We start from the raw sequence: 14,470 nt of genomic DNA on the forward strand, positions 1-14,470 counted from the left end.
TCAGTCCGCGTAGAACCGCTCGTCCACGACCGCGCGGGCACGGCGGGCGGTGCGGCGGTAGGCGTCGAGCATGGTGCCCGCCTGGCCCGCGCCGTGACCGAGGTAGCGACCGACGGCGGCCAGTTCGCGGGGCTCGGTCGGGAAGGTGTCCCCGGCCCTGCCCTTGACCAGCATCACCGCGTTGCGCACCCGGCTGGCCAGCACCCACGCCTCGTCCAGGACCGCCGCGTCCTCCTCGCTCAGCAGCCCCGCCTCGCGCGCGGCGGCCAGCGCCTCCCGGGTACGGGTCGTACGCAGTCCCGGCACCTCCCAGGCATGCCGCAACTGGAGCAACTGCACGGTCCACTCCACGTCGGACAGCCCGCCGGGACCCAGCTTGGTGTGCAGCTTGGGGTCGGCGCCGCGCGGCATCCGCTCGGACTCCATGCGCGCCTTCAGGCGCCGGATCTCGCGCACGGCGTCGTCGTCCAGACCGTGGCGCGGGTAGCGCAGCGGGTCGATCAGCTCGATGAACCGGCGCCCCAGATCCTCGTCCCCCGCCACCGGCTCGGCACGCAGCAGCGCCTGCGACTCCCACACCAGCGACCAGCGGCGGTAGTACGCCTCGTACGACTTCAGGGTGCGCACCAGCGGTCCCGACTTGCCCTCCGGGCGCAGGTCCGCGTCGATCAGCAGCGGCGGATCGGCGCTCGGGATCTGCAGCAGGCGGCGCATTTCAGCCACGACCTTGTTCGCGGCGCGGTTCGCCTCCTGGTCGTCCACGCCCTCGCGCGGCTCGTACACGAACAGCACGTCGGCGTCCGAGCCGTAGCCCAGCTCGTGCCCGCCGAAGCGGCCCATGCCGATGATCGCGAACCGGACCGGCAGGGTGTCGCCCCAGTGCTCGCGCACCACCGCGCGCAGGGTGCCCGCCAGGGTGGCGGCGGTGAGGTCGCTGATCGCCGCGCCGGTACGGTCCAGCAGGGCGCCCTCGTCCGCCTCGGCGGGGGTGGTCTCGGTGCCGTAGGAGCCGACGATGTCGGTCGCGGCCGTACGGAACAGCTCGCGGCGGCGGACCCCGCGCGCCGCGGTGACGCCCTGCTCGGCGTTCTCCGCGCGCCCCACCGCGGCGAGGATCTCCTGCTCCAGTTGGGTCCGGCCGCGCGGCTCCAGACCGCCGCCGTCGCCGTCCCCCAGCAGGGCGACCGCCTCCGGGGCGCGCAGCAGCAGGTCGGGGGCGAGGCGTCCCGCCGACAGGACGCGGGCGAGGTTCTCCGCCGCCGCGCCCTCGTCGCGCAGCAGCCGCAGATACCAGGGGGTCTTGCCGAGCGCGTCGGAGACCTTGCGGAAGTTGAGCAGCCCGGCGTCGGGGTCGGCGGAGTCCGCGAACCAGCCGAGCAGCACGGGCAGCAGGGTGCGCTGGATCGCCGCCTTGCGGGTCACCCCGGAGGCGAGCGCCTCCAGGTGGCGCAGGGCGGCGGCGGGGTCGGCGTACCCGAGCGCGACCAGGCGCTCGCGCGCCGCCTCCGGGCTGAGCCGCGCCTCGCCGGGGGCGAGCTGGGCGACCGCGTCGAGCAGCGGGCGGTAGAACAGCTTCTCGTGCAGCCGTCGTACGACGCCGGTGTGCCGCTTCCACTCGCGGCGCAGCCGGGTCACCGGGTCGGTGCGCAGTCCGAGCGAGCGGCCGAGGCGTCGCAGGTCCTCCTCCGCCTCCGGGACCAGGTGGGTGCGGCGCAGGCGGTAGAGCTGGATGCGGTGCTCCATCGCGCGCAGGAAGCGGTACGCCTCGTCCAGGCGGGCGGCGTCCTCGCGGCCGACGTAGCCGCCCGCCGCCAGCGCCTGGAGCGCGTCCAGGGTCGTCCTGCTGCGCAGGGTCGGGTCCGTGCGGCCGTGCACGAGCTGGAGGAGCTGGACCGCGAACTCGACGTCCCTCAGTCCGCCGGGACCCAGCTTCAGCTCGCGGTCGATCTCGGCAGCGGGGATGTTCTCCACCACCCTGCGGCGCATCTTCTGCACGTCGGTGACGAAGTTCTCCCGCTCCGCCGCCTGCCACACCATCGGCGCCAGCGCCTCGATGTACGCCTCCCCCAGCTCCGCGTCCCCCGCCACCGGGCGCGCCTTCAGCAGCGCCTGGAACTCCCAGGTCTTCGCCCAGCGCTGGTAGTAGGCGACGTGGCTGCTCAGCGTGCGGACGAGGGGGCCGTTGCGGCCCTCGGGGCGCAGGTTCGCGTCCACCGGCCAGATCGAGCCCTCGATCGTGGTCTCCGAGCAGATGCGCATCATGTGCGAGGCGAGTTTCGTGGCGGATCTGAGAGCCTTCGCCTCGTCCGTGCCTTCCGCCGCCTCGGCTACGAAGATCACGTCCACGTCGGAGACGTAGTTCAGCTCGTGGCCGCCGCACTTGCCCATCGCGATGACGGCGAGTCGGCAGGCGGCGGCGTCCTCGGGGGCGGCGGACCTTGCCATCGCCAGGGCGGCGCGGAGGGTCGCCGTGGCGAGGTCCGCGAGTTCCGCCGCCGTCTGGGCGAGGTCCGTCGTGCCACAGACGTCCCTCGCGGCGATGGAGAGGAGGCAGCGGCGGTACGCGACGCGGAGTGTGACCGGGTCCGTCGCCTCCGCGAGTTCTCGCTCGAACTCCGCGACTCCCGGGTGCAGGTCCCTCGGTTCGTACGTGACCAGGGTCTGCCAGTCGTGGGGGTGGCGGGCGAGGTGGTCCGCGAGGGCTTCCGAGGCGCCGAGGATGCCGAGGAGGCGGTCGCGGAGGGGTTTCGCCGCGATCAGGGTGTCGAGGAGTTCTCTTCTGTCCGTGGGGGCGGGCTGCGCCTCCAGGAGTCTGACCATGCCGTGCAGGGCGAGGTCGGGGTCCGCGGTCTCGCCGAGCGCCTCCAGGAGGACGGGGTCGTCGCGTACTCCCGCCAGCTCGGGGGTGTCGAGGCTGCGTTCCGCGGCGGAGGGGTCGGTGAAGCCGTGCCTGAGCAGTCGGGTGAAGGTGCTGCTTCTGCGGCCCGGCGTCATCTTCTTGGGCTCCCCATCTGTTTCGGGACGGTGCTGGCCAGAGCGTAACGCTCGCGGCGCGTCGGGGTTGGGGCGGTGAGCTGGGTGCCGGTACGTGGCATCGCGCCCTCGGTCGTGTCGTGGTCGGGGCCGCGGCGGGAGGTATCCGTCCTCGGTCCGGCGCACTGTTCGCTGAACAGATGCTGTCTGCTTTCGCCGGCCGCTGCGGGCGGACACCTCCCGCCACGTCCCCTTCTCGCCGTACGCGGGTGCGGGTCCCGGTCCCTTCCGGTCCCTTCCGCCGGTTGCGATGAGTTTCGGGGGCGGGCAGGGTCCGAATTGGTGGGATATCTGTCGGAGGTGTTGTCCATGGCTGGGCCTGTTGGTGAGCTGGATGCTCGGTACAGCAGCGAGGGGACGGTCGCTCACTCCTGGGACGAAGTGGTGGGGGTGCTGGAGGCGGCGGAGTTGTTCTGGGTGTCCAGCGTGCGGCCGGACGGGCGACCGCATGTCACCCCGACCCTGGCCGTGTGGAGTGCGGGGGCGTTGCACTTCGGGACCGGGCCCGGGGAGCGCAAGGCTCGCAACCTCGCCGAGAATCCGCATGTCGTCCTCACCACCGGGGTCAACACCTGGACCGTCGGGTTCGACGTGGTCGTGGAGGGGGACGCGGTCCGTGTCACCGACGAGGGGCGGTTGCGGGAGCTGGCGGCTGCCTGGGAGGCGAAGTACGGGTCCTTCTGGCACTACGAGGTACGGGACGGGTGCTTTCAGCACGGGCCCGGTCCCGCCTACGTCTTCGCCGTCTCCCCGGTCACCGTCTTCGGCTTCGGCAAGGGCGAGCCGTTCAGCCAGACCCGGTGGAGGTTCTCGTGAGCGGGCTGGCGCGGGGGACTGTGGCGACTCGGTTGCCCGCTCAGGATCTGTCGCGGGCCCGGCGCTTCTACGCGGAGAAGCTGGGGCTGGAGCCCGTGGATGAGCGGCCCGGGGGTCTGTTGTACCGCTGCGGCGGCACCGACTTCGTCGTCTTCCAGTCCACGGGTGCCTCCCCCGGCACCTTCACCCAGATGGGCTTCCAGGTCGACGACCTCGCCGCCGTGGTCTCCGAGCTGCGCGCCAGGGGCGTCGTCTTCGAAGACGTCGACTCCCCCGGCTTCCGCACCCGGGACGGCATCGCCGAGATCGAGGGCAACTACCCGAGCAAGGGGGCTCGGGGAGAGCGGGGGGCTTGGTTCCGGGACAGTGAGGGGAATTTGCTGGGGGTGGGGGAGCTGGTGCGGTGAAGCCTCACGGCGGATTGCGGTCCTGGTCGATCGCGTTGGGGGCGCCCTACGACCTCTTCGCGTGAGGTCTGTGGTTGTAGGCGTGGTGGGTGCAGGCGCAGCGGCGTACCAGTAGAAGCCCGCGGCTGTGAGGCAACGGGATGTCTTCCGTTTGAAGGCACAGGGAGTGCATGTCCTCGCAGCCCGGCTGTCGGGCGAGGGCGCACTCGGGGGACAGGGCCGAGGTGTCCTCAGTGCTCACGCTCACAAGAAGATCCCTCTGCTGCTCATCGCGTTCAGAGCGCGGGTCCGCTCCTGCACGGCTCTCAGCCGTTCCGCGTCCGTGGCGCGGCGGACGTGCGCGGGGTCGGCGTCCCACTCGCGTCCGCCTGCCAGCGGGCGGAGTCGGACGTACGGGCCGACGTGTCCCATGACGTAACCGAGCTTGTCGCGCTCCGTGTCGATGGCCAGAGAGCCCTCCGGCGGTTCCTCCTCCGCCATCACTCGCGACCCTCTTGCTGAAGTGCTCGGGCCACGCGGGCAGCCACGTCGGCGCGCACGCGTCCCAGTTCGATGAGCTGCAACTCAGGGGACGCGAGGTCAACCCTCAGAGACGGGAGGACGACCCCGACCTCGGTCAGGGCTGTCCTCAGGGTCTCCGCTGCCGTGTACGGGTCCTGCACACGGACGAAGGAACCGGCGAGATCATCGTTCAGGGCACACCCGTCACCGATCCCGAAGACCTCGCTCAGCTCCGGCACTTGGGGCCGGACGACGCGGCGGTGGCCGTGCCGCGCGAACTGCTCGTGAACTGGGGACCGAAGGAGAGGGAACGAGTGCCGGAAATCGTCGACCGAGACACCTTCCGGCGTCTCTTCCAAACCTTCGAGCACACCGCCTGGCGGCTGGAAACGCGGCGCGGCTACGCGTCGGACCGGCAGGACCCCGATTTCCAAGCCTTCCTGGCCACCGGCTCCTCGCTGTGCGACCCCGACGAGCCCTGGTTCATCAACATCAAGGCGCAGACGGACGCGGGCAAGACGGTCGGTCGGGTCCGCGTGGCCGACAACCCGCCCACCACCGAGCAACTGTTCCTGCTCGACTACGCCCGGCACAACGCGGCTGTCGGTGAGGACATCCGGTACCTGTGGCGCGCGGACGCCGAACGGGCGGCTCTGCCCGCCGAGGACTTCTGGATCTTCGATTCGCGGTTGGTCGCGCTGCTGCACTTCGATGACGACGACAACCTCCTGAACATCGAGCTGATCACCGAACCGGCCGAGGTCGTGCGGTACTGCATCGTTCGCGACGCGGCCATGCACCGCGCCGTCCCGCGTGACGAGTTCGCCGTGCAGGTGGCACCGAGCGAATAGCGTGGGTGACCGGTGAGCACCGACTATCAGCAGGCACGGGCGGCTCTGGGGGCGCGACTTCGCGAACTCCGGTTCACCTGCCCCGGCGGCCGGCTCACCGGTCAGCAACTCGCGCAGCGGCTGGGCTGGCCCGGTTCCAAGGTCAGCAAGCTGGAGAACGGCAGACAGACCGCCACGCCGGAGGACCTGAGGGCGTGGGCCGACGCGACCGAACAGCCGGGCGTGTACGCCGAGCTGGCCGCCCGGCTGGCGGGGTTCGAGTCCCACATCAGGTCATGGCGCAGGGCACTGGCGAACGGCTTCAAGCCGATGCACGAGGGACTGAGCGCGGAGATCGACCGCACCTCGGACATCTGGATCTGGGAAGAGTCAGTGATCGCCGGACTGATGCAGACACCCGAGTACGCGCACCATGTCATCCAGCGGTACTCGGAGCTGCTGGGAGGCGCCAGCGACATCGAGGACGCCGTGCGCGCCCGGGTGCAGCGACAGGAGTGGCTGTACCGGCCCGGCCGCACACTCCACGTCCTGATGTGGGAGGCCGCACTGCGGTCCCTGATCTGCCCGCCCTCAGTGCTGGCCACCCAGCTCGACCGGCTCACCGGCATGCTCGGTATGGACACGCTGGAGCTGGGCATCGTCCCATTCGCCACACCGGTCAAGATCGTGCCCGCCAACGGCTTCTGGATCCTCGACGACCGCCTGGTCGTCGCCGAGGACTGGCACGCCGAGCTATGGCTGGACGACGCCGACAGCATCGCCTTGTACGCGAAGGTGTGGAAGACCCTCCGCGAGTCGGCGGTGTACGGCACCGAAGCGCACGACATCATCAACTCGGCCCGCCGCGCCCTGAATCCACGCTGATGTGCCGCCCCCGAAGGAGCTGACGGACTGGTTAGGGATGCCAGTCCGTATGTTGCGGAATGCAACCGGTTTTGTGGTGCGCGAGAGGGCATGGGGCATGTGGTCCCCGAGGGGCTGTTGAGCCCGTTGCACTCGCCGTGAATTGTGAAGATTTGTTGATCACCGGTCAACCTCAGAGACCCTCTCGGGTCACGCATGCGCCGTACACCGTAGGGGTCGCCTGACGTGCGTATACAACCTCCAGGATGACCCAAATACACGCAAGCGCTGGGCACTTGACATCCGTTTCGCGCCGACTTCCACGGGCAGCCCCCAGGTCTCGGATCGGTAAAGCGGGCTTCCCAACTCGCGTGGGCTGTTGAACTCTTAAGGTCCACGAATGAGGGGGGTTCGTGAAGATCGCCGTACGTCTCTGACGTGTCCGGGCAGGGGGTCGGGGCCGTCGTCGAGTCGGCGGTGAGCCGTCGTGAACGGCTGCTGCGATCCGAGGGGGGTTTGCAGCAAAGGATTCGCAGCACTGTGCAGTGCCCGACGCCGCGCCCGTCTGCTTCAGGAACAGACGGGCGCATTTCAGGGGCGCCGTTTTCCGGTCCGCCACGTCCGCGGACCGGCTCAAGGGTGAGGAAATCGCCATGGACATCTGTGTTCTGGGACAGGGGTATGTCGGCCTGCCGCTGGCCTTACGGGCCGCGGAGGCAGGTCACAGCGTCATCGGTTACGAGCCCGACGAGCGCCGGTGTGCTCGGCTCGCCGCCGGGTCGTCGTACATCGAGGACATCGACTCCGGCAGACTCGGGCGCCTGCTGCGCTCCGGCGCCTACAAGCCCACCAGCGACCCGGCGGATCTCAAGGGCTTCGACGTCGCGGTGATCACCGTTCCGACCCCGCTCACCGACCGCACCCCGGACCTGAGCTGCGTCCGCGACGCCGCCCGGGAACTAGCGCGGCATCTGGAGGCGGGCGGGACCGTGGTGCTGGAGTCCACCACGCACCCGGGCACCACCCGCAACGTGCTGATCCCGCTGCTGGAGGAGGGGTCAGGACTCGTCGCCGGGGAGGACTTCCACGTCGGCTTCAGCCCCGAGCGGATCGATCCGGGCAACGCGGAGTGGCGGCTGGAGAACACCCCGAAGATCGTCGCCGGGCTCACCGGGGCGTGCCTGGAGCGCGTGAAGGCGTTCTACGACGCGGTCACCGAGGTGACCGTACCGGCGTCCGGCCTGGAGGAGGCGGAGCTGGCCAAGGTGTTCGAGAACACCTACCGCCACGTCAACATCGCGCTGGTCAACGAGCTGTCCCGGATCGCCCACACCCTCGGCGTGGACGTGTGGCACACGCTCGAACTCGCGGCGTCGAAGCCGTTCGGGTTCACGAAGTTCCAGCCCGGTCCGGGCGTCGGCGGCCACTGCCTGCCCATCGACCCGGTCTATCTGAGCCACCACGTGAAGACCCAGCACGGCGAATCGTTCCGGCTCATCGAGCTGGCCCAGGACATCAACGACAGCCAGCCCGAGTACGTGGTGCGCCGCCTCCAGGACGCGCTCGGCCGGCGCTTCTCCCGCAGCGTCCATGGCGCCCGGATCCTCGCCCTCGGGGCCGCGTACAAGCCCGGTACCGCCGACTCCCGCCAGTCCCCGGCGGTCGACGTGGTCGACCGGCTGCGGGCCATGGGCGCGCAGGTCACCGTGATCGACCCCTATCTGCCCGCCGTCAGCGACCGGGACATCCCCTTCGCCGCCGCGCGCGCCGGTACGAGCGTCGCCGACTTCGACGCCGTCGTACTGCTGACCCCGCACGACGAGTTCGACCTGCCCCGGCTGGCCGACGAGGCGGCCTACGTCCTGGACACCCGTGGCGTCATGGCCAGCGCACCGCACATCGAACGCCTGTAGGACACGAGAGAGAACAGGGCATCCACATGTATGACAAGGGCACCCTCGCCAGAACGGGCAGCGCCGTGGCGCTGTTCGGCGGAACAGCCGCCTTCCAGTGGACCATCGCCACGATCGTCGGCCTGGTCGTCCTCGGCGCGGTGCTGTACCGCGTCGCCAACCGAGGGAACCGGTATGAGGCGTAGCAGGCTCGTCGCCTGCGTCCTGGGCGCGGTGGGGGTGGCTGTCTGGGCAGCCACCTACCACCTCGCCCTGGGCGGGAGCGACCGCAAGTTCCTGACCGCCCTCTACCTCTTCGACGCCGCGCTCATCGTCTTCTACATCTCCTCGCTGGAGGTGAACACGCAGTGGCGCAAGCGGCGTCCGGCAACAGGCCGCATCGTCGCCCTGGTCCCCGCCTACGAGGAGGAGCCCCAACTGCTGCGCGCCGCGCTCGAGTCGCTGTTACGGCAGACCTGTCCCGTGGACGAGATTCACGTCATGGACGACGGCTCTTCACGGCATCCGGTCGAGCCGTTCGACCACCCCAAGATCCACTGGCACCGCCAGGCCAACGGCGGCAAGCGCTACGCCCAGGCCGGCATCCTGCGTCAACTCGACCCGGACCAATGGGACTTCGTCCTGACCGTCGACTCCGATTCCGTGCCGGCCGACGACGCGGTCGAGCACCTGATGCGGGCCATGAGCAAGCACGAGGTCATGGCCGCCACCGGGCTGATCCTCACGCGGAACTTCGGGGACAACTGGCTGACCCGGATATCCGACGTCAACATCGGCACCAGTTGCCTGATGATCCGCTCCTCCCGGTCCGTCCTCGGCGCGGTGGAGACGACGTCCGGGGCGCTCGCCCTGTACCGCGCTCCCGTGGTCTTCGACAACCTGGCCGACTACGTCAAGTCGGGCACCAACGGCGACGACCGCCGTCTGACCATGTACGCCCTGCTGCGCGGGGACGTCGTGGTCGTCAACGACGCGCTCGTGCACTCCGCGATGCCCGACACCGTGCGGGGTCTGTTCAAGCAGCGCCTGCGCTGGGGCAAGTCCTCCTGGCAGGCACTCCCCTTCGCCGTGATCAACCTGGCGTGGCGCAAGCTCCTGTTCCCGCTGCTCGCCGTCACCCAGTGGATCATGCTTCCGGTCCTGCTGGTCATGACGCTGAGCGGCGTCTTCTTCCGCGCCCAAGGGCCGTACATCTGGCTCGCCTTCGGCTCCTATCTCGCCATCCGTTACGCCGAGACGGCCCAGTACCTCATCCGCCGTCCCCACATGAGCCGCACCACCAAGCTGATCACCTGGCTGTGGGCCACACCCGTGGAGCTCCTGGTCAAGATCCTCGTCATCTACCCGGCGAAGTACTGGGCCGTCCTCAAACTCCGCGAACGCGGCTGGCACACCCGGGGCAACGCCCACGCGAACACCTCTGCCGCACCGGTCGCATCCAGGGCCTGACCGGCGAGGATCGGCGGTCACGGACGGACCGTCGGCCCTCAGAGGTCGTCCGGCAGCACGCGGAAGTGGGTGTGTCTGCCGTCCAGGGGGCGTACGGTCCGGAAGTCGCGCAGGTCCCGGGTGAGGACGGCGTCCGTGCCGTACTCGGCGGCCAGGGCTACGTTCACCGCGTCCACCAGGTCCAGGTCGAGGTCGCTGTAGCGGGCTCGTACGGTCAGGGCGGCGTCCAGGATCTCCGGGGTGGGGGGCGCCAGGACGAGGCGCAGGTCCCGTACGCGTTCGGTGAGGCTGCGCAGGATCGCGTCGGCCGCGCGGCGCCCGGCCCTGCTGGTGGCCACCTGGTGCACCTCGGTCAGGGCCAGGGGTGTGGCCACCAGGAAGCCGCACTGGTCGGCTGCCTTGCGGGCCGCGTGGTGCGCCGGATCGGAGCGGTTGTACAGGGCGAGGATGCCCGAGGTGTCGGCGATGGCGATCACGCGGCGTGGTCCCGGTTGCGCCGCTCGCGTGCCTCATGGCCCTCGGTGACGGCCCTGCGGATGTCGTCCGCCTCCACAGGACCGCCCAGGTCGAAGGTCTCCTCGTCCGTCACGAACGGCTCGTCCCAGACGCGGTGGGCCAGCGCGATGCGATGGATGCCCTCGCGGATTATCTCCGCCTCCGAAAGACCGAGGCGGCCCGCCGCCTCCTTGATCAGCGCCAGGTCGCTGTCGTCGGCGTAGACGTTGGTGCGCTTCAGTGCCATGAGTCAACGGTACAGGTTGTGTACCACTCGCGCCCGGGCATCAGCAGTACGGCGCCTGGTTCGTCAGTGCCGTCGCCACCCGCATCCACACGCCGAACAGCCGGTACAGGTCCGGGAGCGTGCCCTCGGCGTGGACCGTGCGGCTGTCGGTCCGGGTGACGCCCGGGATGCCGAGGAGGGTCGAGGCGACCGAGGCCGACTGCCAGCGGACCGTGAGGGTGGAGGGAGCCGACGGCTCCGGCAGGATTGGTATCGAGGAGAGGCTTGTGGTGACCGCCTGTTCGATCGCCTTGCGGGCTTCCTCCACGGGGCGGAGGGCGGCGGTGAAGCGGTCGTGGGCGTGTTTTACGGGGACGGTGGTCACCGAGGAGTCCCAGTCGGTCATCTCCGTGCAGGCGTGGTCGTCGCCGGTGAGGGCGGTCACCGGGACGCCGAGGGACGCCGCCGTGGCGTGGGCCAGGCCGATCTCGCCCACGGGGCGGTCGTCCAGCCACATGTCCTCGATCTCGTGGCCCATGAAGCTGTGGCTCAGTACGCCGAGGGCGCCGGCGCGCGCGTGGTAGCCGACGCAGATCATGGCGTCGTACTCGGGGCCGAGCCCTTCGAGCATGCCCATCTGCTTGGGCCTGCCGCGGATGAGGCGGGCCGCCGGGTGCAGGGACTCGGGGAGGATGTTGCGCATGGGGCCGTGCGCGTCGTTGACGGTGATGTCCGTGGCCCCGGCCGAAATCGCGCCCCGGACCGCCGCGTTGACATCCTCCGCCATCATCCGGCGCCCGCGCTCGTAGTCCCTGCCGCCGGGCTGGACGTCGTCGGCGTCCACGAGCCCCGTGACGCCCTCCATGTCCGCACTGATGTAGATCCGCACCGCGACCGTCTCCTCACGCTTGATCACCAGGGAGACGCGCGACGATCTTCGGACGGTTCCCGCACGGCACGGCGCCCATCACCGCCGAGCACGGTGCAGGCGCCGAGCACGAGGCAGGCAACCCCCCTACAACACCGGCAAGTTCTTCCGCAGCTCAAAAGCCGTGACCTCGCTCCGGTACTCCTCCCACTCCTGCCGCTTGTTCCGGAGGAAGAAGTCGAAGACGTGTTCGCCGAGCGTCTCGGCGACCAGGTCGCTGCGTTCCATCAGGGTCAGCGCCTCGCCGAGGTTCTGCGGGAGAGGCTCGATGCCCATCGCTCGGCGTTCGGCGTCGGAGAGGGCCCAGACGTCGTCCTCGGCGCCCGGGGGGAGTTCGTAGCCCTCCTCGATGCCCTTCAGACCGGCGGCCAGGAGGACCGCGTAGGCGAGGTACGGGTTCGCGCCGGAGTCCAGGGAGCGGACCTCCACGCGGGCGGAGCCGGTCTTGCCGGGCTTGTACATGGGGACGCGGACCAGGGCGGAGCGGTTGTTGTGGCCCCAGCAGATGTACGAGGGGGCTTCGCCGCCCGCGCCTGCCGTGCGCTCGGAGCCGCCCCAGATGCGCTTGTAGGAGTTGACCCACTGGTTGGTGACCGCGGAGATCTCGGCGGCGTGCCGCAGCAGACCCGCGATGAAGGAGCGGCCGACCTTGGAGAGCTGGTACTCGGACCCGGATTCGTAGAACGCGTTCCGGTCGCCCTCGAAGAGGGAGAGGTGGGTGTGCATGCCCGAGCCGGGGTGCTCGGAGAAGGGCTTGGGCATGAAGGTCGCCTGGACGCCCTGTTCGAGGGCGACCTGCTTCATGACCAGGCGGAACGTCATGATGTTGTCGGCCGTGGAGAGCGCGTCGGCGTACCGCAGGTCGATCTCCTGCTGGCCGGGTCCGCCCTCGTGGTGGGAGAACTCCACCGAGATGCCCATCGACTCCAGCATGGTGATCGCCTGGCGCCGGAAGTCCAGTCCGATGCTGGTCGGCGTGTGGTCGAAGTAGCCGGAGTTGTCGGCCGGGATCGGGCGGGAGCCGTCCAGCGGGCGGTCCTTGAGCAGGAAGAACTCGATCTCGGGGTGGGTGTAGAAGGTGAACCCGAGGTCGGAGGTGCGAGCGAGCGCGCGCTTGAGGACATAGCGCGGGTCGGCGAAGGACGGCGAGCCGTCCGGCATGAGGATGTCGCAGAACATGCGCGCCGTGCCGGGGCTCTCCGCGCGCCAGGGCAGCATCTGGAAGGTCGACGGGTCCGGCTTGGCGATCATGTCGGACTCGTAGACGCGGGCGAAGCCCTCGATGGCGGAGCCGTCGAAGCCGATGCCCTCGTCGAAAGCCTGTTCCAGCTCGGCGGGGGCCACGGCCACGGACTTCAGGAATCCCAGCACGTCCGTGAACCACAGACGTACGAACCGGATGTCCCGCTCCTCCAAGGTCCGGAGCACGAACTCCTGCTGCTTGTCCATCTTCCGCTTCCCCATCCTTGCTGGTCAGGCCGCCTTCCCCCGGTGCCGCGGGTCGCGGTCGGGCACCTGAGCATCCCACCACAACCGCGTTTCGCGCGCGTTGCGGACCTCGGTCGCCCGGGCTTCGACGGCCCGAACGGCTCGCGTACGGCTCTCGTACGGCGGGTGTACCGCTTTGCCGCCCATCTTGCCTGCTCGGACCCGCATGCGTAATGCCCGGACGAGTGGCCGGGCAGGTGGCCGGAATCCATCGGATCACACCGCCACGTGAGCGAGGACACGCCGTTTAAATTTGCATCTCAGATGCAAGTTTTCATAGCGTCGAAGGTGAAGACAGGCAGAGCCTGCCGGCCGTCCCGTCGTGAGGAGCCCCGATGCTGTCCCCGCAGTCCGCAGCCACCGTCCGCGCCACCCTGCCCGCCGTCGGCGCGGCGATCGGTGAGATCACCGAGCGGTTCTACGCCCGTCTCTTCGAGGCTCACCCCGAGCTGCTGCGGAACCTGTTCAACCGGGGCAACCAGGCTTCCGGCGCCCAGAAGCAGGCGCTCGCCGGTTCCATCGCCGGGTTCGCCGTGCATCTGCTGGACCACCCCGACCAGCGCCCCGACGCCCTGCTGGACCGCATCGCCCACAAGCACGCCTCGCTCGGCATCGCCCCCGAGCAGTACGACGTCGTCCACGAGCACCTCTTCGCCGCGATCGTGGAGGTGCTCGGCGACGCCGTCACCCCCGAGGTCGCCGCCGCCTGGGACGAGGTGTACTGGCTGATGGCCAACGCCCTCATCGCCATCGAGAAGCGGCTCTACGAGCAGAGCGGCGGGCGCGGCACCCGTGAGTGGGAGGTCGTGGAGCGGGTCACCGAGACCGCCGACGTCCTCACCCTGCGGCTGCGCCCCGTCGACGGTGGTCCGGTCTCGCCCTTCCGTGCGGGACAGTACGTCTCGGTCGGCGTCGACCTGCCCGACGGCGCCCACCAGATCCGCCAGTACAGCCTCTCCGGCGCCCCCGGCGAGGGCGTGCGCCAGATCAGCGTCAAGCGGGTGCGGGGCGGCGCGGGTCCCGACGGCGAGGTCTCCGACTTCCTCCACACGCGCGTCGCGGTCGGCGACCGGGTCAGCCTGTCCGAGCCGTACGGCGACCTCGTGCTCGACGGCGACGACGAGCACCCGCTGCTGCTCGCCTCGGCGGGCATCGGCGTGACCCCGATGGTGGCGATGCTCGCCGCGCTCGCGGACGCCGGTCACCGCGCCCCGGTCACCGTGGTGCACGGCGACCGCTCCCCCGCCGACCACGCGCTGCGCGCCGACCACGAGGCGTACGCCGCCAAGCTGCCGGACGCCGCCTGCCACTTCTTCTACGAGAACGACGCGCCCGCGAACGCCCGTACCGGTCTGGTCGACCTCACCGGCATCCCGGTCGCCTCCGGCACCCGCGCCTACCTGTGCGGTCCGCTGCCTTTCATGCGCGCGGTGCGCGCCCAGTTGATCGAGAAGGGCGTGGCTCCGGCCGACATCCACTACGAGGTGTTCGGGCCCGACCTCTGGCTCGCGCAGGGCTGA

At 70.0% G+C, this 14,470-nt stretch carries 15 protein-coding genes; 8 read left to right on the plus strand and 7 right to left on the minus strand.

Translation table 11 applies throughout. The features are described from left to right. Window positions 1–2,994 carry a bifunctional [glutamine synthetase] adenylyltransferase/[glutamine synthetase]-adenylyl-L-tyrosine phosphorylase gene (locus IF655_RS08765; RefSeq protein WP_199583542.1) on the minus strand — a complete coding sequence of 998 codons (2,994 nt, stop codon included), beginning with the start codon at window positions 2,992–2,994 and terminating at the stop codon, window positions 1–3. A 348-nt stretch (window positions 2,995–3,342) separates the two neighbouring features. Here IF655_RS08765 and IF655_RS08770 point away from each other — a divergent pair, with 348 nt between their 5' ends. Beyond that, window positions 3,343–3,849, plus strand: a complete 507-nt coding sequence (locus IF655_RS08770) for a pyridoxamine 5'-phosphate oxidase family protein (protein ID WP_199583543.1) — start codon at window positions 3,343–3,345, stop codon at window positions 3,847–3,849. Then, a complete protein-coding gene (locus tag IF655_RS08775; protein ID WP_199583544.1) occupies window positions 3,846–4,256 on the plus strand; it encodes a VOC family protein in 411 nt (136 codons plus the stop codon). The genes IF655_RS08770 and IF655_RS08775 overlap by 4 nt, the downstream gene beginning before the upstream one ends. A gap of 243 nt (window positions 4,257–4,499) precedes the next feature. Here the strand turns inward: IF655_RS08775 and IF655_RS08780 are convergent, their stop codons facing one another. Then, a complete protein-coding gene (locus IF655_RS08780) occupies window positions 4,500–4,736 on the minus strand; it encodes a hypothetical protein (RefSeq protein ID WP_199583545.1) in 237 nt (78 codons plus the stop codon). Beyond that, window positions 4,736–4,918, minus strand: a complete 183-nt coding sequence (locus IF655_RS31070) for a hypothetical protein (protein ID WP_307814895.1) — start codon at window positions 4,916–4,918, stop codon at window positions 4,736–4,738. The genes IF655_RS08780 and IF655_RS31070 overlap by 1 nt, the downstream gene beginning before the upstream one ends. Between IF655_RS31070 and IF655_RS08785 the strand changes: the two genes are divergently transcribed. The 5 genes from IF655_RS08785 (at window position 4,913) to IF655_RS08805 (ending at window position 9,813) form a co-directional block, all read left to right on the plus strand. Next, window positions 4,913–5,608: a DUF6879 family protein gene (locus IF655_RS08785; RefSeq protein WP_199583785.1), complete on the plus strand. Its 696-nt coding sequence runs from the start codon at window positions 4,913–4,915 to the stop codon at window positions 5,606–5,608. The genes IF655_RS31070 and IF655_RS08785 overlap by 6 nt on opposite strands. Window positions 5,609–5,620: 12 nt before the next feature. Beyond that, the gene (locus IF655_RS08790; RefSeq protein ID WP_199583546.1) at window positions 5,621–6,472 is read left to right on the plus strand and encodes a helix-turn-helix transcriptional regulator; all 852 of its coding nucleotides are present in this window, start codon (window positions 5,621–5,623) and stop codon (window positions 6,470–6,472) included. A 632-nt stretch (window positions 6,473–7,104) separates the two neighbouring features. Beyond that, a complete protein-coding gene (locus tag IF655_RS08795) occupies window positions 7,105–8,364 on the plus strand; it encodes a nucleotide sugar dehydrogenase (protein WP_199583547.1) in 1,260 nt (419 codons plus the stop codon). Between the two features lie 26 nt (window positions 8,365–8,390). Further along, a complete protein-coding gene (locus IF655_RS08800; RefSeq protein WP_199583548.1) occupies window positions 8,391–8,549 on the plus strand; it encodes a hypothetical protein in 159 nt (52 codons plus the stop codon). After that, window positions 8,539–9,813 (plus strand): glycosyltransferase, encoded by a 1,275-nt coding sequence (locus tag IF655_RS08805; protein WP_199583549.1) that lies wholly within the window; start codon window positions 8,539–8,541, stop codon window positions 9,811–9,813. The genes IF655_RS08800 and IF655_RS08805 overlap by 11 nt, the downstream gene beginning before the upstream one ends. A 38-nt stretch (window positions 9,814–9,851) precedes the next feature. Here IF655_RS08805 and IF655_RS08810 read toward each other — a convergent pair whose 3' ends face one another. The 4 genes from IF655_RS08810 to IF655_RS08825 all read right to left on the minus strand — a co-directional run bounded on the left by IF655_RS08810 (window position 9,852) and on the right by IF655_RS08825 (window position 12,911). Continuing rightward, on the minus strand, window positions 9,852–10,289 hold the full coding sequence (locus IF655_RS08810) for a type II toxin-antitoxin system VapC family toxin (protein WP_199583550.1): 438 nt from the start codon (window positions 10,287–10,289) through the stop codon (window positions 9,852–9,854). Then, the gene (locus tag IF655_RS08815) at window positions 10,286–10,555 is read right to left on the minus strand and encodes a CopG family transcriptional regulator (RefSeq protein ID WP_199583551.1); all 270 of its coding nucleotides are present in this window, start codon (window positions 10,553–10,555) and stop codon (window positions 10,286–10,288) included. Before IF655_RS08815 ends, IF655_RS08810 begins: the two co-directional genes overlap by 4 nt. A gap of 40 nt (window positions 10,556–10,595) precedes the next feature. Beyond that, entirely contained in the window at window positions 10,596–11,423 is an 828-nt protein-coding gene (locus tag IF655_RS08820) for a M55 family metallopeptidase (protein WP_199583786.1), read from the minus strand. Between the two features lie 126 nt (window positions 11,424–11,549). Next, complete coding sequence (locus tag IF655_RS08825; RefSeq protein WP_018545441.1) at window positions 11,550–12,911, minus strand: glutamine synthetase family protein; 1,362 nt, start codon at window positions 12,909–12,911, stop codon at window positions 11,550–11,552. A gap of 374 nt (window positions 12,912–13,285) precedes the next feature. Between IF655_RS08825 and IF655_RS08830 the strand changes: the two genes are divergently transcribed. After that, window positions 13,286–14,470, plus strand: coding sequence for a globin domain-containing protein (locus IF655_RS08830; protein WP_199583552.1), 1,185 nt, complete (start codon window positions 13,286–13,288; stop codon window positions 14,468–14,470).

The sequence above is a fragment of the Streptomyces sp. DSM 110735 genome (assembly GCF_016482685.1).
Taxonomy (GTDB): domain Bacteria; phylum Actinomycetota; class Actinomycetes; order Streptomycetales; family Streptomycetaceae; genus Streptomyces.